The sequence below is a fragment of the Picrophilus oshimae DSM 9789 genome, assembly GCF_900176435.1.
Lineage (GTDB): Archaea > Thermoplasmatota > Thermoplasmata > Thermoplasmatales > Thermoplasmataceae > Picrophilus > Picrophilus oshimae.
Genome location: NZ_FWYE01000001.1, coordinates 97,388 through 115,783 on the forward strand (window position 1 = coordinate 97,388; position 18,396 = coordinate 115,783).

The 18,396-nt window shown below is 36.6% G+C and carries 17 protein-coding genes; 5 read left to right on the forward strand and 12 right to left on the reverse strand.

Features of this window, described 5'->3' with window-relative positions; translation table 11 throughout:
• Genes B8780_RS00555 through smc form a run of 5 tightly spaced genes read right to left on the reverse strand, consistent with a single transcriptional unit; the run spans nucleotide 1 to nucleotide 7,741 of the window.
• On the reverse strand, nucleotides 1–1,353 hold the full coding sequence (locus B8780_RS00555; protein WP_011177661.1) for a TldD/PmbA family protein: 1,353 nt from the start codon (nucleotides 1,351–1,353) through the stop codon (nucleotides 1–3).
• Nucleotides 1,350–2,429 (reverse strand): CBS domain-containing protein, encoded by a 1,080-nt coding sequence (locus B8780_RS00560; protein ID WP_084272295.1) that lies wholly within the window; start codon nucleotides 2,427–2,429, stop codon nucleotides 1,350–1,352. Before B8780_RS00560 ends, B8780_RS00555 begins: the two co-directional genes overlap by 4 nt.
• A gap of 4 nt (nucleotides 2,430–2,433) precedes the next feature.
• Nucleotides 2,434–3,567, reverse strand: a complete 1,134-nt coding sequence (locus B8780_RS00565; RefSeq protein ID WP_084272296.1) for a PLP-dependent aminotransferase family protein — start codon at nucleotides 3,565–3,567, stop codon at nucleotides 2,434–2,436.
• A 24-nt stretch (nucleotides 3,568–3,591) separates the two neighbouring features.
• Complete coding sequence (locus B8780_RS00570; RefSeq protein ID WP_011177658.1) at nucleotides 3,592–4,296, reverse strand: hypothetical protein; 705 nt, start codon at nucleotides 4,294–4,296, stop codon at nucleotides 3,592–3,594.
• Entirely contained in the window at nucleotides 4,289–7,741 is a 3,453-nt protein-coding gene (gene smc, locus B8780_RS00575; protein WP_084272297.1) for a chromosome segregation protein SMC, read from the reverse strand. The genes B8780_RS00570 and smc overlap by 8 nt, the downstream gene beginning before the upstream one ends.
• A gap of 254 nt (nucleotides 7,742–7,995) precedes the next feature.
• Here smc and B8780_RS00580 point away from each other — a divergent pair, with 254 nt between their 5' ends.
• Entirely contained in the window at nucleotides 7,996–8,310 is a 315-nt protein-coding gene (locus tag B8780_RS00580; RefSeq protein WP_084272298.1) for a winged helix-turn-helix domain-containing protein, read from the forward strand.
• A gap of 7 nt (nucleotides 8,311–8,317) precedes the next feature.
• Here B8780_RS00580 and B8780_RS00585 read toward each other — a convergent pair whose 3' ends face one another.
• From B8780_RS00585 to B8780_RS00605, 5 genes are all read right to left on the reverse strand, one after another.
• On the reverse strand, nucleotides 8,318–8,881 hold the full coding sequence (locus tag B8780_RS00585; RefSeq protein ID WP_011177655.1) for a 30S ribosomal protein S7: 564 nt from the start codon (nucleotides 8,879–8,881) through the stop codon (nucleotides 8,318–8,320).
• A gap of 2 nt (nucleotides 8,882–8,883) precedes the next feature.
• On the reverse strand, nucleotides 8,884–9,312 hold the full coding sequence (locus B8780_RS00590; protein WP_011177654.1) for a 30S ribosomal protein S12: 429 nt from the start codon (nucleotides 9,310–9,312) through the stop codon (nucleotides 8,884–8,886).
• 4 nt (nucleotides 9,313–9,316) lie between these two features.
• Entirely contained in the window at nucleotides 9,317–10,432 is a 1,116-nt protein-coding gene (gene ychF, locus B8780_RS00595) for a YchF-related putative GTPase (RefSeq protein WP_084272299.1), read from the reverse strand.
• 4 nt (nucleotides 10,433–10,436) lie between these two features.
• Entirely contained in the window at nucleotides 10,437–10,868 is a 432-nt protein-coding gene (locus tag B8780_RS00600; protein WP_084272300.1) for a UPF0179 family protein, read from the reverse strand.
• A gap of 100 nt (nucleotides 10,869–10,968) precedes the next feature.
• On the reverse strand, nucleotides 10,969–12,021 hold the full coding sequence (locus B8780_RS00605; RefSeq protein ID WP_084272301.1) for an NAD(P)-dependent glycerol-1-phosphate dehydrogenase: 1,053 nt from the start codon (nucleotides 12,019–12,021) through the stop codon (nucleotides 10,969–10,971).
• Nucleotides 12,022–12,090: 69 nt separating this feature from the next.
• Between B8780_RS00605 and xerA the strand changes: the two genes are divergently transcribed.
• On the forward strand, nucleotides 12,091–12,921 hold the full coding sequence (gene xerA, locus B8780_RS00610) for a site-specific tyrosine recombinase/integron integrase (protein ID WP_084272302.1): 831 nt from the start codon (nucleotides 12,091–12,093) through the stop codon (nucleotides 12,919–12,921).
• On the opposite strand, the gene B8780_RS00615 is transcribed toward xerA, so the two are convergent.
• The gene (locus B8780_RS00615; protein ID WP_084272303.1) at nucleotides 12,918–13,955 is read right to left on the reverse strand and encodes a polyprenyl synthetase family protein; all 1,038 of its coding nucleotides are present in this window, start codon (nucleotides 13,953–13,955) and stop codon (nucleotides 12,918–12,920) included. The genes xerA and B8780_RS00615 overlap by 4 nt on opposite strands.
• 92 nt (nucleotides 13,956–14,047) lie before the next feature.
• Here B8780_RS00615 and B8780_RS00620 point away from each other — a divergent pair, with 92 nt between their 5' ends.
• Both B8780_RS00620 and B8780_RS00625 read left to right on the forward strand, forming a co-directional pair.
• Complete coding sequence (locus B8780_RS00620; RefSeq protein ID WP_084272304.1) at nucleotides 14,048–14,734, forward strand: tetratricopeptide repeat protein; 687 nt, start codon at nucleotides 14,048–14,050, stop codon at nucleotides 14,732–14,734.
• Between the two features lie 56 nt (nucleotides 14,735–14,790).
• Entirely contained in the window at nucleotides 14,791–15,744 is a 954-nt protein-coding gene (locus tag B8780_RS00625) for an alcohol dehydrogenase catalytic domain-containing protein (RefSeq protein ID WP_084272305.1), read from the forward strand.
• On the opposite strand, the gene rpe is transcribed toward B8780_RS00625, so the two are convergent.
• Complete coding sequence (gene rpe / locus B8780_RS00630; protein WP_084272306.1) at nucleotides 15,741–16,385, reverse strand: ribulose-phosphate 3-epimerase; 645 nt, start codon at nucleotides 16,383–16,385, stop codon at nucleotides 15,741–15,743. The two genes, B8780_RS00625 and rpe, sit on opposite strands and share 4 nt — an antisense overlap.
• A 119-nt stretch (nucleotides 16,386–16,504) precedes the next feature.
• Here rpe and B8780_RS00635 point away from each other — a divergent pair, with 119 nt between their 5' ends.
• Entirely contained in the window at nucleotides 16,505–18,256 is a 1,752-nt protein-coding gene (locus B8780_RS00635) for an APC family permease (RefSeq protein ID WP_084272307.1), read from the forward strand.
• Nucleotides 18,257–18,396 lie beyond the last annotated feature (140 nt).

Genomic DNA, 18,396 nt, shown 5'->3' on the forward strand with positions numbered 1-18,396 from the left:
TCACTTTATGTAAAGGTTCCTCAACCTTAAATGGGGGCCGCCCATCCATACCGGCACCCCCTGCTCCGGATCGCCCTTGCCGCATGTGCCGGCGCTGAACTCAAGATCATTGCCAACGGCATCTATGGATGAATAGAAATTAACAGTGTTCGTTTCAATAACAGGCCTTCTAACCCTGTTTTCTATTCTTCCGTTCTTTATTATATATGCCTCCTTGCCAACGTACTTTTCATTGAATCTTAAATCATCTATGTTCCATTCAGTAAATGATTTTATGTAAACACCATTTTTTATGTCTTCAATAAGCTCGTCAAATTTGTAATCTCCGGGCTCTATGTATGTTGTGCTCATCCTTGCAAGCGGCTCCATATTCCATGATGATGATCTCCCGCCGCCGTTTGATCTCTGAGATAAAATACCGGCACTCTCCCTGTTTAGTATGTATTCATTAACCATGCCATTTTTGTAAAGGTATCTCTTTTTTGCAGGTGAACCCTCATCGTCGTAAAGATAGAAACCATAGCTGTTTTTTATTTCTGGATCATCAACAACGTTAACGTGCTCGCTGCCAATCCTCATTTTTTTATTTATAAATGATTTCCCTGCCTGTGCAGCCTCCCTGCCAATGATTCGATCATATTCCATTGGATGGCCTGCGGATTCATGTGCAACTATGCCTGATATTTCCGGACCAACCATGACATCGTATCTTCCAGGTTCAATCCTGTTCGATTTCAATGACATTTTAAGTGAATTAATATCATTTTTTATTCTTTCATCAAGATTTAAATTATAAATATAATCATAGCCGCCCGTGCAGCCGTACTCCTGAAATGATTCCTCAAAGTCACCTGAATCCTCTATTCCAGCCATATAAAAATAGAATATTCTTGAATATTCAGATTTTATCTCTGATCCGGATGTGTTTAAGTATATTTCATTAACCCTTGTCTCGTTCAGGCCATTTATTCTTACAGATGCATCATTTTCAAGCATTAACCTGTCAAGATCCATTAAAAATGAGATCTTTTCGCTTAAATCAACATCATCGATTTTCCTTTTCCCAAGGCAGTTCCAGGATGATTTTATTCCACCGGATTCGTCAATAATATTCTTTCCAGGCATCATCGATTTTTTTATTGCAACGTCGATTTTGTCTCTATCGAAGTCAGTTATATAGGCCATTGCGATTGAATTGTTTATAACGCGAACAGCGTATCCAGATGATGACGATCTTTCTATTCCCTGGAACTCGCCGTTTCTTACATTAAAATAATCATCGTTCATTGATATGTATCTTACATCGGCATATCTTGACCTCTTTGATGCATAATCCAGGATCTTATCAATCATTTTTCCTTTATCATCTCCTCGTATGTTTCAAAGATTTCCTTGAGGCCCCTTCCGTAGTTGTAATCTGCCTTGTCAACGTTTAAATGGTATCTTCCGGCAATAAGCTTTGATCTTATTGAATATTTACCACGGCCCTCTGTTTTGTACTTCCTTACGTGTATTAAAAGCCTGCCTGATTTACCTATGATCCTTGAGACATTTGAAAGAAAACGGTCTGCCATGAAGTATGTTATATCATAAAGGTCATCATCATAGTCATTTAAACCGGAGATTTCTATAAAGTATCCCTCCTGCTCGCCTGTCTGTATTGCATTTAGTATATCTGATATATCTATTATTCCTGTGACTATGTTTTTATCGTTTACAACCGGAACAACATGAAGATTGTTTTTTATCATTACATCGCATGTTTTTTTTATGCTGTCATCCTCGTAAACCGAGACTGGATTATCCATTATTGATGAGACAATGACCTCTACCTTTGACTTTCCCGAGGTAAATTCACCGTAGCTTATCTTTTCCTTGTCCTGTATAATTGCATTCATTGCATCCTCGATCCTTAGTATGCCCCTGAGCACCTTTTTCTCTGTAACCGGGATCTCGTACTCATCAAAGCCCCTTATCTCGTCTATTGCATCATCAACGGTATCATTAATTTCTATTGTTACAGGATCGCTGTTCATAATCTGAAAATTCTTTATGCTATCCGCGTTGCCTATGATCCTGTCTATATTTTTTATTATGTCTGTTCTTGATAATATGCCTATTAAACTGTCTTTATTAAAAACTGGTATTGCGTTTAAACCGCTTTCCTTTAAAAGTTCTATTGCCTTGTATATATCCATGTTATCTGAGAGCCTTGGCGTGTTTATGGAAAAATTGTAGCATTTTGAGCTTGTTTTTATGCTGCCACGCCTCATGATCTCCCTGTATGTTAACATGCCAACGTATCTCTTACCGTCAAGAACCGGCATCTGCTTTATGCCGGTATCCTTCATTATTGATAGTGCCTTTGATATTGGCTCCTCCTTATCTATCGTATCAACATCCCTTGTCATTATGTCCTTTACTTCCATGATATCACCAGTACATTATTTTAAATTGTCTTACTATATCTTTAATGCTTATACCCATATTTATTTTATTGTAAACAGAATAAAATATCTCTGAGATTTTATACATGTCATCATAACCAAGCCTTGTGATCTCCTGAAGGCCTATTCTGCCAACACGGTCTATTAGTATTCCTGCCCTTTCCATTGAGTATGAAAAGCTTTTAAAATCGTAATCCTTTGCTTTTAAATCATTTATATTTAAAAGAAGCTGGTGGCTCTCGGTCTCCGGTATATTAAATGATCTTTCATTCATGTATTCTCTTAATTTTTTTGAATTTTCTATAACCTTTGATGCGTATTCCACACCGTATCTAAGCATCTCCTCAACGGCAACGCCAAGTGCCGCAAACCTTGATAAATTGTAGTTATCCATGAACTTAAACATTATATTTTTTTCTATTTTTTTATATATTTCATCATTGTTGGTTAATATTATTCCACCCTGTGGTCCAAAGAACGTTTTGTGCGTTGAGCCCAGGAGCACATCAGAATACCTCAATGCGTCGGGCTGGAACCTCCTCCCGGCAATTAAACCAAGAACATGCGACGCATCATATATAATTCTGGAATCTATCTCCCTTGAAAGGTCATAAACCCTTTTAATATCATATGGCATTGTAAATTCAGACTGGCCAAGAATAATGACCGATGGTCTTTCTGACCTTGCAATCTTTTCCATTGCATCATAGTCTATACTTCCAGATTTTACAGGGATGCTTATCAAATTGTAATTTAAAAGATTTTGGAGCGCAACATATCCAGGATAGCCACCGTTGTCCTCATGAACTGCCATGACCTTTCTGTTCTCCATTAATGAGTACAATGAAACAGAAGCAGCTATATGACCGCTCAATGGTCTTGGGTCACAGAATTTTGCCGAGAACAGATCTGAAACGTTCTTATATATATTATCAAGTATCTCATGGAAATATTTATTCCCGGCATAGCCATCATCGCCGTTGAAATCAAGTGAATACCTTGATGCCAGGTCCGATGAAAGCGCGGTCCTTACATTTGGGCTTAGAATATTTTCCGAGGCCTGCATCGGAATAAAAGATGCACGGTACTCATCGTTCTTTTTTATTAAATCAAGAATCATGTATTGTAATATCTATGTTATTAATTATTTTTCAGTTTTGAAGTAAAGTACATCACCGTATGGTACCTCCTGTGAGAATTTTAGTTTATTCATTTTAACCAGGAATAATGAGTAAAGTATAAAATTTGCCCGCTCTGATCTTTCATTTCCCCAGTGATCCTCAAGTTTAAATGGATTCTCAAATGATTCCATGTCTGATATTAACTTTTTTATACCCTCCTCTATCTCATCACGGTTTGATTTTACAATTACCTCTGAAACGGTTTGCCTCTTTTCCTGGACGTCATTTTTCCTTATTTTTTTTATATCCTCTATTATATCGAGTATCGTCACCTTTGCTGTCTCCTTATGTGCTATATTTTCCTCGATCTCGGGTATGTAATAATCATCATTATATACAGGCTCATCATAGTAATCCGGTTCCGGCTCTGGCTGCCTTGGTATAAGCGACTTGCTCTTTTCATATAGTATATGCCATGCCCTTGCAAGTATGATGCCGTGGAGCTCAAAGTCCCTTTTATCGATATGGCTTATTGCCTCGCTCAGCTTTGAGATATCAACGTTCCATGGATCTATCTTTCCAAGTATGCATAATTTAAAAAGTGTGGATATTGTCCTGGATATCTGATCAGGATAGTTTATATCATCATCGAGATTATCCAGTATCCTCGAATAATATTCTATATCATCGCTGTTTACAAGTATCTTTAATATATCATCCTTATTCATCGTCAAGACTCTTTTCTATAATTTCGGTATTCTCCTTATCATAGGTTGTCACACCTATTATATGATCGGCATACTTTGAAACGGCACCCTTCAATGAAACCATAATTATCTGCGCATGCCTTGAATTTTCCTTGAACATTGAACCCATGTGCTCGGCATTGTAACCATCCAGGAACATATCAACCTCATCGAGATAATAAAACGGCGATGGCTTTGCACGCTGAAATGCCATTATAAGCGACAGCGCTGCAAGGCTCTTTTCACCGCCGCTAAGTGATTCTATCTTTATCATATACTTTCCCTTTGGCCTGGCCTTTATAAATACCTCCGAATTCAGCGGATCGTTCTGGTTTGAAAGTTCAAGCGTTGCCTCACCACCATCGCTTAGCCTTGAATATATATCCTTAAACTCATTGTTTATATTATTAAAAAGATCCAAAAATGCCATTTTTTCTTCATTGATGAGCCTGCTTTCTATCTCCCTAAGCTCTGACCTTTCACTCTCAAGCTTTTTGTACTTTTCCATATTCTCGCCGTATCTTTCCAGGGTCTCGTTGTATTCTGAAACGGCCATCTGGTTTATTGGGCCAAGTGCGTTTATCTCTGACTTGTATTTATCAACCAGGGCCTTTATCTCTGAGATGCTTTTATTATACTCCTTTATATCACCATTTAAAGACGAATTTATCTCATTTATTTTCAATGATATATTTTCCATCCTTGATTTCATGTTCACAATGATTATATTATTTTCATTGATTGAATCATCGATCTCCTTCTGCCTTTTCTCAAGTTCATAGTAATACCTCTTTTTGGATTCTATTTGATTAAAAACCTCCTTGAACGATGACTCCAGCCTTGATAGCATTAAATTTTTCTTGTTTAATTCAAATTCCATGGATTCCTTTTTATCATTTAAATTCTTTATGTTGCTGGACTTCGATGCTATTTCATTATTATATGATGATATTCTTGATTTAAGATCATTTATTCTTTCATTTAGATGATCTATATCATTCATTAAAATTGAAATTTCGTTCTTTGCATTGTTATATTCATTGTTTAATTCATCAAGATTCTTCTGCATGGATTTTTCTATTTCAAGATCCTCGGGACTTATCTTTTTCAGCTCGTTAAAGATCTCTGATTTTTCATTGTTTAATTTGTAAAGATCAAGCTTCAGGCTATCCTCATCAAAGGAAAGTTTTTGAATGCCTTTTTCAATTTCATTTATAGCATTTTTTATCTCACCAAGTTTTTTTTCTTTTTCATTTATTGATATTACTGTCTCCTCAATGGATGATTTATAGTTCTTTATATTCTCGACAAGTGCTGTGTTCTTCTTTGTTATATTAATTAATGCTGCAGATATTCTGTTAAGTTCATCACTCTTAACCTTTAGCTCATCATTAAGTATATTATTCTCGTTTTCAAGATTTGATATCTCCTTCGTTATTTTGCTGTATATTAGCTCATCGTTTTTTAGATAACCGCCTGTTATTGCACCTGCCGGCTCAAAGATCTCGCCTGAAAGTGTTACGATCCTTACACCGGTCATGTGCTTCCTTGCAGTTTCCATGGAATCTGCAAGCAGTGTATCAGAAAATACATAGTATATAATATTCTCAAATTCCTTATCGTATGAAACAAAATCCCTTAGAAATCCAAGTATGCCATCACTGTTTATTAAATCAATGGCCTTTGGATGATCCCGGGGCTTCAATATTTTGTTAACTGGCAGAAATGTAAGCCTGCCAAGCTTCTTTTCCTTCAGTGTTTCTATGCATCTCTGGGCTGTCAGATCGCTGTCAACGACAATGTTGTATAGCCTGCTCCCTGCTCCGGCTATTATTGCATTTGAATAATCATCCCTGTAATCTATTAAATCCTTAACCTGGCCGTATATGCCCTTCAAAACATCTTTTAATGCATATATCTCCTTAAGCGCCTCTGAAACAACGGGCCTGTAGTTAAGGTTTCTTAGCTCCCTCTCAAGGCTTTTTATTTTACTGTTATTGTTTTTTATATTCTCTGATATATTATAGGTTTCTGTTCTTAACAGCTCATAGTTTTTATTAGCTGTCTTCATTGAGTTCTCTATATCATTCATCTCAATCTCTGAGTTCTTGATCCTCCATTTAAGGTCGTTTTCTTTTAATCGAAGATTTTTTAATTCCTCCTCAAGTATTGATGATTCCTTTAAAAGCGATGATTTCTTGTTAATATAATCTGATTTTCTTTCATTTATACTGCCTATTTCATCGCTTTTGATTTTTATCTTCTCATCTATGGACTTAAGCTTTAAATTTAGCTCTGAGAGCCTCTTTGACCTGTTTAGATTTTCCTCCCTGAAATGCTCAAGCTCTTTTGCGGCCTTTGAAACATTTGATTCGATTATTGATAGCCTCTTTAATTTTGAATCCCTTTCATCGATCTGCTTTTTCATGTTTTTCTCTGAAAATGCCAGGGCCTCCTCTGCAGTTTTTAATTTCATTTGTATGTTTTTCAGTTCGGTATCCTCTGATGATATAATGGCATCTATTTTTCCAATCTCAACGTTTATTGATGAGATCTCTGATCTTATTTTGTTTATCTCATTGCCTGATAAATCGTTTATCTTTTTCTCGAGCTCATTAATATCATTTCTTGTTTTGTTTAATTCATCATTATTTTCGGAGCCTTTTTTTCTTAGCCCGATTATCTTATTTTCTATATCAGTCACATTCTTCTGAAATATCTCCAATTCTGAAAGCAATCGTTCCTTTTCCTTGAATCTAAGATAATTTTCCATTGAATTAATGCTCTCGCTTAATTCATGGTATTTCTCTGCTGTCTCCTTCTCTATTCTCAGCTTTTCAAGCCTTGATGAGATCTCTGATATCAATGCACTAACGGTATTCATGTTGTTCTCAACACCCTGTATATCCGACCTTGCATTCTCTATCTTTTCCTTAAAGCTTTCTATGCCTGCCAGTGCCTCAAAAAGCTTTCTCTTTTCAGAACCGGACATTGTAATTATATTATTTATATCACCCTGGAGTACAAAGCTGTACGAATCAAGATATATATGAAATGAATCTATAAGATTTGATACATCATTGTACTTTGATTTATTATTATTTATATAATAGTTTGACTTGTATTCACCATTTTCCTTTTTTATCTCACGCTTTATTGAATATAAATTGCCATTATCATTTATGTTTAATTCTACATAGCAGTAGTTCCTTGATGATTTTTCAGATTTATGTATAAGATCTGATAGCCTTTCAATTCTTACTGTTTTATTTGACCTTATTCCAAGAACAAAGAGAATTGCATCGCCTATGTTGCTTTTGCCAGAACCGTTCGGACCTATTATTACGGTAAAACCTGGCTTGAAATATATTTTTGTTTTTTTACCGTATGATTTGAAATTATCTATTTCTATTGATTCTATAAACATGTATGTATGACAATGTCGTAGGAATATAATTATTTTACGCTTCTTTTAAATACACAGTGCATTTTATAAATTTTTAAAGAAATGGAAGTGTGATTTACATTATATCTTACTCTTTTATAAATTTTATGCTTAATTATAATGAAAAATAATTTATTTCGTTAAAATTTTTATTTTAATACATATAATGTATTTTTTAATAAAAAAAATTGCAAAAAAAGAAAAATGTTTTTATATTATCTTTGTAATGACTAATTATGATAACACAAAATGAAAATGAAATTATAAGGCCAAAGGCACAGATAAGATCATATATAGGCAGGCCATGCAAGCTGAGCAAGGAGCAGATTGCAGAGCTTAGGGACTTTATAGTAAGGAAAAAATTCTGCACCGTTAAGGAGATAAGAGATTACATAAAAAATAGATTTGATGTTGATTACTCAACAAAGGAGATAAGGGAGATTCTTAAAAAGCTTGGATTTATGTATTATCCATTGTTAAGGAAATATACATATGAAGAATATTACTACGAAAAGGTAATGAAAAAATTTGAGGCAAATGAAATTTATTAAAAAATTTTTATCTTGCGGATGCTGCAACCCTTTCTATTTCTTCCTTCTTGCTGACGGCGTATGAGTTTCCATCGTTTCTTGACGCAAGTATTATTTCGTTTGCCAGGCATTCCTCTATTGGAACCTTGCTTTTAAATGACTTGCTTGTTGCGCCTATGCATATGTTTCTGAGTGCCTCATCAAGCCTCCTTGAAGGTGAAACATCAACGGACTTCGGCACAGCTATACCGCCATACTTTAATCTTGTTACCTCCTCCCTTGGAGCGCTGTTCTCTATTGCATTTATTAAAACCTGAACAGGATTCTGCTTTGTCTTCTGCTCAACGATCTCAAAGGCCTCCTTTAAAACACGATATGCGGAATACTTTTTACCGGTCCATTTCTCAGTTCTCATCAATTTGTTTAAAAGGCGCTCGATGGTGTTTACGTTTCTCTTTCCCGCGGAGTAATTTGAATATCTGCCGCCTGTATGAAGATTAAAGTATGAATTTAAATTTATATACTTTGCAAGGCCCATATCATGTATCTGTATTCCTGAAACATCATACTTTCCCATTATTAAACGATCCATGCTTACCTCACCGTCTTCTCCTTTCTGCCCTTAACAAGCTCATGCAGTGAAATGCCATTTACCTTTATAACCTTGTATCTGACTCCAGGGATATCACCCTTACTTCTTCCCATTCTTCCGCCTATGCCCTCAACAACGACCTCATCGTGCTCATCTATGTAGTTTATTGCACCATCACCGGGCGCAAATGCTGAAAGCTGCCTGCCGTTCTTTATTAGCTGTATCTTAACGCATTTCCTTATACCCGAGTTGGGCTGCTTTGCCTCTATACCAACCTTTTCTATGACTATACCCTTGGCCTGCGGGGCACCCTCCAGGGGATCACTCTTCTTCTTTAGATTTAATACCCTGCGCTTGTAATCCCTGTCAGACCATCTATACGTTTTTCTTGACTTCATAAGCTTTTTGCCTGCGTTTAATCCATTTGCCATTAGCTCACCTTGAACCTGAAACTATTTTTACAACATCATTATTTATTAATTTATAATCTTTTCCAATAATCCTGTGCGTTCTTCCATTTATTGCTTTTATAAAATTTTCGCCTATCTCGCTGTGAACCTTAAATGCAAGGTCCAGTGCGGTATCACCATCCCTCATTATAAATGCGTCAGGAAGGACGTTTCCATTTTTATCTGTCCATTTCGTCTCATCGTAGACCGGGTATACTATTATATATCCAAGCGAGTTGACAATGCCTGATATAACATCATCGAACATGGTATTTTTCTCGTAGAATTCATGGATACTGTTTAAAACAGCCCTCTGCTGCCCGTTGCACCTATCCGATATTTTAAAATCTCTTGAATACTTATCTATGTAACCATTTCTATATGCCCTGGCCAGTGCAAGCTCGTATCCTGCCGATATAACAGGGTATTCTAGTTTTTTTATATTCGATTCATTTAATAGATCGGCCTTGTTTCCAACATCAAAGACAGGCTTTATGTACTTTAATATTGCATTGGATAGTTCAATAACATCATCCTCTGTCCATACCGAAAGCTGCTGTGGCATGTTAACCTTTGTTATAAGATATTCGACCTGTTTTTCATTAATGCCAAATGTCGCGAGCTTCTTTAATAGTTTTAATGCCAGCCTGTCTCCAGATGCATCCTCCTTTCTTGAAAACTTTTGCCAGTTGTCATAGATCTTTGATGATATCCATTTTATTATTTCATTTCTAACCATTGATATATCATTTTTATAATCAGATGAAGCATCAAACAGGTTTATTATTATATCTGAATCACGTATATTGTCCAGGAACTGGTTTCCCATACCCTTACCCTCGCTTGCACCCTCAATTAATCCCGGAACGTCTATGATCTCAATGGGTATGTATCTTGTACCATCAATGCATTTCCCCTCCCTTGGATTGCATTGTACATTTATCTCTGTATGCGGGCATTTGCTTTTTATATATGATATTCCAACATTTGGCTTTATCGTTGTAAATGGGTAATCTGCTATATCAACATCGATCTGTGTTATTGCTGAGAATAGTGTTGACTTACCGGCGTTAGGTTTTCCAACTATGCCGATTTTTATCATAATATCACGATTCTATCTTTCTCATATCATAGCCCTTCGGGCATTCTATCCTGCCCAGTATCTTTTTTATTACAATCTTTCTTGGCTCCTTAATATGTATTAAATTGCATGTCTCTATATTCGGGCAGGTCAAGTAATCACATTCCATGGACTTTAATTCTATTGATGAGCCCTCCATTATACGCCTGCTGTACTGTACATTAAATGTACTTGTTGCTTCCTCAACCTCTATTGTTGAAACCTTGTTTTTATTGTATATAAAGCATGGATTAATATTCTCACGAACGTTTAAAATTCTGTAATGCCTGCCCTTTTCAAGGTTAAAGCATACGTTCTTCAGGCTACATTCATCACACTTTCCTGATAATGGACCAACGAATGTGAACTCCATACCTGCCTTTGCAAGGTCTGTTCCTATAAGTGTAATTTTGCTCATAATAATGGGATAAAAAGCCTTAACATATTAACATTGTGTTTTTTCAAAATTAACTGTTACAATTGTAAATTATTTTATTATAATATATAAATTTACATTATTATATAATTCCTGTTATTGATAATATTCTTTCTGCAACATTGTATGATAAATCGCTTTCACCAAGTATGGTGTACCTTGATGGCCTTATCCTGTGTGCTATGCTTAATGCCTTTATTGCTATCTCCCTGCCTATTCCATAGGATTCTGCCCTTGTGTTTAAACCTATTTTTCTGTATGTATTTTTTAAAAGCTCCCAGTCCCCGCCGTGAAGGTACATTGATATTAAGGACCCCATGGCACACTGCTCACCATGTATTGAGCTGCCAGGACCAAGTATTTCTATTGCATGCGAGAACAGGTGCTCGCTGCCACTTGCAGGCCTGGAACTGCCTGCTATGGCCATGGCTGCGCCAGAGGCCAGTATCTGCTTTGTTACAAGCCATATGCTTTCCTCAAGCCCGGGCTGGATCATCGATGATCTTTCAATGAGCTCCCTTCCGGCGTATTCAGACATAACGGCAGCTGTGCTGCTGAATTCCTCCCCCTTTAAACGGTTTGCAAGCTTCCAGTCAAGAACCGCTGTTATATTTGATATTACATCTGCCGCGCCTGCGGCAACGTATCTGTAAGGTGCAAGAACCATTATTGATGTGTCCGCAACTATTGCCGAAGGCATCGTTGCCTCCTCGGAGTAAACAGATTTGCCATCATATATTGATGCCCTTGGAGATGCTATGCCATCATGGCTTGGCGTCGTTGGCACACTTATAAAAGGTATGCCCAAATCATATGCTATCTTCTTTGCTATATCTATTTTGGAGCCACCGCCAACGCCAAGCACTATACCTGATCTCCTGTTTTTCAAAGATTCCTCTATGCTTTTTATTGAATCCCTTGTTGCCCTGGATGCTATTATTACATTAACATCAAAATCATTTAAGTTTGATAGAACCTTTTTGCCAGCTATATTATATGTGTTTTCACCGGTTATTAAAAGAACATCGCCTGACTTTAAGAACTTTGAAACAACACTGCCTATATTTAAAATTGCATCGTGACCTATGTAAACATCGCTTGGGAAGTGCATGCTCTTTATCTTGTTGAAATTCATGTGCAACTATCTTTATAATGCATATAAATCTATTCATTAATTTTAAATCCAAAATATGGATATGAACCCATGGATTACATTAAAAACTTTGAGAACTACATGATAGGCGAGAGAAAGAGCCTTAACACGATAAAGGAATATAAATCACTTGTCCGTGATTTTATAAATTATATAAACAAAAAACCCGAGGATATAAATGATTTTGATATAGAGGATTACAAGAGGCATCTTGCCGTTGATAAAAGATACTCAAAGTCCTCACAGTACCTGAGCATGAAGGCAATAAAGCTCTTTTTGCAGTCACGTGACATAAAGATACCAAGAACACTAAATGCACCAAGAAGAAATAAAAAGATACCTGTTTATTTAAACACAAATGAGGCAAAAAACCTTATAAAGGCCTCATCAAATAACAGGAAACACCTTGCCATAGTATCACTGCTGCTTTACTCTGGAATAAGGGTAAGCGAGCTTTGCAATTTAAAAATAGAGGATATAGACCTGAATGAAAACATAATATATGTAAGATCCGGAAAGGGAGGCAAGGATAGAATAGCCATAATACCAGATGAATGCTCTGAGATATTAAGATCATATTACAATGATAGATTAAAGTATCCTGGTGATACGTTTTTTATCAGTAATAAAAAATCAAGATACGATACAAGCACTATTGAAAGATTAATAAAAAAGCTTGCAGTAAAGGCGGGTATAGAAAAGCATGTCACCCCGCATGTGCTAAGACATACCTTTGCAACATCTGTTCTCAGAAACGGCGGTGATATAAGGTTTATACAGCAAATACTTGGACATGCAAGCGTGGCAACAACACAGATATATACACATATAGATGACGGAACACTAAAGGACATGTATAAAAAGCACAGACCAGATTATTAATTTGATCTGTTTAATATATAATCAGATAAATATTCAAGCATGGCCTTTGATTCCTCATTGCCGCTAACCATCTTCAATGCGCTCTTGCCCTTTGATATTAAATCTTCCATGATTTTTAACGAGTAATTATATGAGCCTGTTGAAACAACAATATCCTTAAGCTTTTTAAAATCTATATCACTTATATCGCCGGATGAGAGGCATGTTTTTATGTAATCCTTTATCATACTATTTGATCTTTCATAGGCCTTTATCATTAAAAGGGTTTTTTTGCCCTCGTTTACATCACTTTTTATAGATTTACCTGTTTGTTTTTCATCACCAAAAAGTCCAAGAATATCATCCTTTATCTGAAATGCTATGCCTATGTTCTTACCATAGATTCTTAAATAATCGATGTCCTTTTTATTTCCTGCAAGCATGGCTCCCATCACCAATGGCCCTTCAATTGTGTACCTTGCAGTCTTCATATAATGCAGCTTCATTAACCTTGATTCAGAAAATTCATCGTCAAGTGATGAAAAGATGTCTATCAGCTGCCCCTTTCCGGTATCCTCAATAACCTTTGAAAATTCATAATCAGCAGATATAAGATTTTTTATATCAAAACCAGATGTTAGCAGTGCCTCATGTGAAAATGAATCTATAAGATCTCCTGCAACTATTGCTATGTTCATTGAGTTCCTTGGATCATTTAGTCTTGTCTCCACGGATCTGTGAAAGCTTGGCCTTCCGCGGCGCATGTCGCTTTGATCCATTATATCATCATGTATTAATAAATATGATTGTGCAAGCTCTATTGATATCGATGCCTTTATTATATTATCATCGATATCATGGAATAGCGAGTAGCCGGTTATCATCATTATCGGCCTCAATCGCTTACCGCCATTCATTGTGAATTCCATTAGCTCCTTTATTACATACCTTATGTTTTCGTCGTCACATGCATCCAGCTTTTTCTCGAAAAAGTTTTTTAGCTCTTTTTCTATTTTATCCTTTAATGATGATAAATGTATACTGTATTCGTTCATATTTAGAATGGTGAGTTTTATTTTATATAATTAACTTTCGCTGGCGGATTATAATCGAAAAGAGTTTAAATATTATATAATAATATAAATTGATGGCAGATTATATATATAACAAAAGTGAGCAGGCAGATGACTATAACGAGCGTGGTATATCATACTTTAATGTAATGCAATATGAGGATGCGGTCAAGGAATTCACAAAGGCAATAAAATTGATAAGCGATGACCCGGATCTTTATCATAACAGGGCCCTTGCATATTACTCGCTTAAAATGTACAACGAGGCAATAAAGGACTGCGAAAAGGCCATAAGCCTTGATTCATCAAAGGGTGATTATTATAATATACTTGGATCGATATACGATGACATAAAAAAATTTGACAGGGCACTAGAGGCCTTCACAAACGCAATAAGAATAGAGAGCGATGTCCCTGATTATTATTATAACAGGGGAAACGTATACCTTGAGTTAAAAATGTTCGACAGGGCTCTGGAGGACTACAATATGGCTGTTAAATTGAACAGCATGGAGACAATATTCCTTTACAAGAGGGCGATGCTGCTTGATGATCTAAAAAGATACGATGAGGCGCTAAACGATTTAAACAGCTGCATAAAGATATCACCGAATCCTGAGTACTTTAAATATATGGCAGGTATCTATGAAAAGCAGGGAAGATTCAAGGAGGCGCTAAATACACTTAAGGAGGCTGAAAAGTATTCAAATGACATTGGAATAAAGAGCATGATAAAGGACATTGAAAGCAAAATTAATTAATAAATATCTTTTTCTTTATTGGAAAGGTTTTTTTATTGATTAAATAATATCAATCAATGAGGGCCATAGTTCTTGAAAGATTTGGTATAGAAAATATAAAGATTGAGGATATCAATGATGAATCTCCCGGAATACCGGTGAAAATAACAATGGCCGGATTAAATCCGGTGGATTATTCAACAGTAAACGGAAACATTATGTATGGTGTTAAACCAATGCCGCATGTACCTGGTTCAGAGGCAATAGGCATTGCAATGGCCGATGGAAATTACATAAAAAGGGGCGACAGGGTAATAATATACAACAGGATCTTTGACGGTACCTGTGAGCAGTGCATAACAGGCAATGAACACCTGTGCCTGAATGGTGGAATTCTGGGCGTTGCATCAAATGGCGTTTACCGTGAGATGATAAAATTACCCGAGATGAACCTTTTTAAGATTCCGGATTCAATAGATGATTATGTTGCAGCAAGCATGGGGGTCGGCGCGCTGACCGCATACAGGGCGTTAAAAACCATGAACATAGAGGCTGGTAAAACCATACTTGTCTACGGTGCCGGTAATACAGGAATATTTACAGCACAGCTTGCCAGGATATTCGGCCTTGAAACGTACGTTTTATCAAGAAAAAAGGATCTTGAAAGGTATAATATAAATGTACTTGACAGCGTGCCGGAAGATTTTAAGGCTGATTATATTATAAATCCACTTGGCGGTTCAATATTTGAGGAATCATTGAGGCATATTAAAACGGGTGGCAAGATAGTAACCTTTGGCATTTTAACAGGCCGTGAGGCAAAAATTGACATAGGAAGCCTGTACGCAAATGAGATAAAAATTTACGGTAGCACCGGAGGTACAAGGAAGGATCTACTTGAATTAATAAAAATAATTTCAATGAACAGGATCTATTTACCTGTTGAAAAAACTTTTAGTCTGTGGGATTTAAAGGAGGCCATGAACTATTTTAAGAACAGGAGTACGGGCAGGATACTATTAAAAGCTTAAAAGTTCTTTAATGTTTTTATTGGATTTATAACCCCATTTTTGAATATAAATGACGCTGAAACAAGTATATCAGCACCGGCATTTGCCGCAAGCCTGCCAGTTTCATCATTTATGCCGCCGTCTATCTCAATCCTTGTCTTTAAATTGTTGGCCCTTATAAATTCCCTGGCCTGTGAGACCTTTATTAATGAGTCGTCGATGAATTTCTGGCCTGAAAAACCCGGGTTAACAGACATTATTAATAATATCTCTGCATTTTCAATTAATGATTTTACCCTTTCAAAATTGGTTTCAGGATTTATTACTATGCCATACCTTATATTTTCCCTATGAAATTTTTTAAGAAGCTCCATTGTGTTTACAGGCGATTCATAATGTATTAAAAGAACATCTGCACCGGCATCCAGAAATGATTTATAATATTTATCAGGCCTTTCTATCATCAAATGTGCATCCAGTCTTAGCCCTGTTGATTTTCTTATTGCCCTTATAAGGTCCGGGCCCATTGTAATGTTGTTTACAAAATGACCGTCCATAACATCAAGGTGGAATGATCCTGCACCGGCATCCTCGCATCTTTTTATTTCATCGTAAAGATGTGAAAGATCTGATGATATGATCGATGGTGAAACCTCTACCATGTATGAATATATTTAATGTAAATATTAATATTAACAGTAAAATATGCATATAAATGTGTTTTTTAATATCAAAATATTAGAGTTGATAAAATTTAAATAAAATATAACATTAATGCCACATGGCTGAGGTATCCGTCTCCTATAAAAGGGATTTAAGTCTTGTTAATTTAATAATGCTTAATGCAATGGGCATGATAGGATCGGGCTGGCTCTTTGCCGAACTATATGCAAGCAGCTATGCCGGGTCTCTTGGATCAATTATAGCATGGCTTCTCGGTGGATTTATAGTTCTAATGATAGCACTGACATACATGGAGGTCTCATCTGCATTTCCACTTGCCGGCGGCTCAACCCCGATAGGGGAGATGACCCATGGCAAGCTTGTTGGTTTTATCGCAGGCTGGGGTGCCTGGATCTCTGATATAATGACACCACCAATAGAGGCAATAGCCATGGTTACATACGCATCAGCATTCATACCTGGACTTGTAAACAGGCATGGAATACTTTTAACGGATGGTTATATATTTGCCGTGGCAATAATGATCATAGTCCTTCTGGTAAACCTTCTTTCAGTAAGGGTTTTTGGCAATGCCATGTCAATACTTATGATATGGAAATGGTTAATACCATTGCTTGTCATAGTAACGCTGATACCACTGGCATTTCATCCGGCAAATTTAACAACGTATAATCCGTTCTATGCCGGCTATCATGGTATCTTCTATGCCCTGGTCCTTGGAGGCATAATATTCTCATTTGAGGGGTTCCGCGCTGCCGTGAACATGGCAGGTGAGGCAAGGAGAAAGGATTACATCTGGAAATCCGTGATAATATCACTTCTTCTTGTCATAGCACTGTACACACTTTTACAGGTTGCCTTTGTTGGGGCTGTCAGATGGAGTGTCATAGGAATAAAGCCGGGCGACTGGGGTGCAATAACAAGCACATCATTGACAAACGGGCCCTTTGCAAGGATAGCCTATGACATAGGCTTTGGCTGGCTGGCAGTGATACTCCTTGTTGATGCTGTTATATCACCCGGAGGTGCCGGAATAAGCTATGCAGCTTATCCTGCAAGGATCTTCCAGTCCATGGCAAATTACGGATACGCCCCAAAGTTTTTTTCAAAACTGGATAGAAGGGGAGTGCCATCCAGGGCACTGATCCTTGGATTCTTCCTTGGACTTGCCTTTATATATGAATTTCCTGGCTGGGATCTGCTTGTTGGAATATTAACGTCCACACTTGTAATAGCCTACGTTGTTGGCCCCGCCTCCATAAATATATTAAGAAGAACCGCACCGGATGTGGAGAGGCCATTTACACTGAGGGGTTCATCAGTAATAGCACCAGTTGCCTTTATATTTACATTTCTTGTTATATACTGGTCCGGATGGCCACTGTCAGGTGAGGTTGTTATAGTCACCCTTGCAGGCCTTTTGATGTTCTTTTTCTTATATTTATTATCAGGCAATGAAAAATTTAGCAGGAATGAGAGCTACATGTTCCTTTTAAGCATGGTTGTTCCGTTCCTGTTCTCGTTGATACTTGTTTTGTATTATACTTACTCCTGGCCAGTTTATGTGATTTACATAGATATAGTGCTTTTTATTGTATCAATATATTCATATTTAAGGCTCTCAGGAAAAACCGATATAATCAGTGGTTCATGGTACGTTTACATGCTTCTTGCAGCCATGATATTATCATATATAGGACCGGCAGCATACGGTGGAATAAATATAATAAAATTTCCTTATGATTTCATAGCGGATGGTATAATAGCTTTGATATTCTATATTGTTGCACAGGCCACAGGTCACAGAACAAAATCACTGGAAGATTATGTAAATACATCAAATGAATAAAATTATTCAATATTTTTAAATTCCATAATTTTCACTGGGTATTAAAAATTATTCCCCTGCATAAGTACAATTTAATAATCTATTTTTCAATGTTAAATTAATTATATTAAGAATATGCCATATTCAATTATTTCCAGACC